At 61.9% G+C, this 1307-nt stretch carries 2 protein-coding genes; both read left to right on the top strand.

Annotated features, from left to right (window positions below; genetic code table 11):
- Positions 1-395: GNAT family N-acetyltransferase (locus HOV91_RS39075; protein ID WP_174190185.1), on the top strand; the 395-nt coding region annotated here is incomplete at its 5' end.
- Between the two features lie 360 nt (positions 396-755).
- On the top strand, positions 756-1112 hold the full coding sequence (locus HOV91_RS39070) for a hypothetical protein (protein WP_068049976.1): 357 nt from the start codon (positions 756-758) through the stop codon (positions 1110-1112).
- Positions 1113-1307: the final 195 nt, after the last annotated feature.

Genomic DNA, 1307 nt, shown 5'->3' with positions numbered 1-1307 from the left:
TCATCCGCTCAGTCGCCGTCTGGGACCCACCCGCCCGATGGGACCAACCCGTCAGCACCACCCTGCGTGCCGCACCCGACCTTCTGCCCGCCCTCACCAGCCGCACATTCGCTGCGATCACCGTCCGGCGCACCCTCGATCGACACCACCCCCACCAGCCCGAACATTGGTACCTAGCCAACATCGGAACCTCACCCGCACACCAAGGGCACGGCTACGCGACACGCCTGATCACCGATCGCCTGACATCGGCTCCCGCCACCCCTGCCTACCTCGTATGCACCCGGGAAGACAACACCCCCTACTACCAGCGACTGGGGTTCGCGACCACTGAAAGCTTCCATCTACCAGTAGGTGCCAGGCCCACCATGTGGGCCATGACCATCAACATGTGAAGCCGCCAGCCCCGGAATCGGGGCGAGAAGACAACTAGCCAGCCGGAGAAGCCGATTGCCCGATGCGAGGCGCCGGGCTGATATCGAGCGCCTCGAGCCTGGCCACGCCTACGGTTGCCGCTCAAGGCCGCAACCATCACACAGCCCTGCGGACCCGCGCCGAGGTGTGCTTCGATCGCCGCGACGCAGGGCCTCCGGGCATGCCACTACGTCGAATCCGGCCGTTCCACCGGCCGTCGGTGGAGTGGTTTACGGGGGTTGGTGTGTCCAATCCGGGGCCGAAAACGAGGAGTTACCCGTAGAGGCCGCCTCGGCACCGCCTTGGTGCCGGTGGACAGATCTGGACACTGGAGGACCACCGTGAACCGACCCGACCCCCATATCGGAGTGAACCTGCCATCGGGGCACGACCCGATCGACTCGTCGACCGAAGCCGCTGTCGAGCCCGTGCCTGCGGAAACCGATGAGCCACGCCCGGATAAGCATCCGGCCGGTCGGGTCGAACATCGGGATAGCCAGGCGAAGCCACGGGCGCAGCGCGTTTCTGTACGTGACACCCGCCGAGACCCGCCCGATACCCGCAAGCTTGCCCGCCTGCTGTCCAGCCTCTTGACCACGGCAGAAGAGTCACGCAATGAAGACGCGGCACAACCTCCGAAGAATTCATCAATCCTGGATGAAACTACAGAATTCAACTCCAACAAAAAGGCCGCCTGAAATCCCCCGATTCACAAATTTGATAGATCTCGAATTAACGACCACAGAATTAAGGACCACAAGGAATATAACACCCTCTGTCGAATCATAATAATATCGATCGCGAAAATACCGTGACGTCGAGAATAAGGAATCTCCATGGTGAGCGCGTACGTAGGCCCGGGGAACGATGCGGATGACGACTTGGCATCCGAA

The organism is Nocardia barduliensis (genome assembly GCF_013315795.1).
Classification (GTDB): domain Bacteria; phylum Actinomycetota; class Actinomycetes; order Mycobacteriales; family Mycobacteriaceae; genus Nocardia; species Nocardia barduliensis.
The sequence above is the reverse complement of the archived record's forward strand: the minus strand, read 5'-3'. Positions and strand labels throughout refer to the sequence as shown.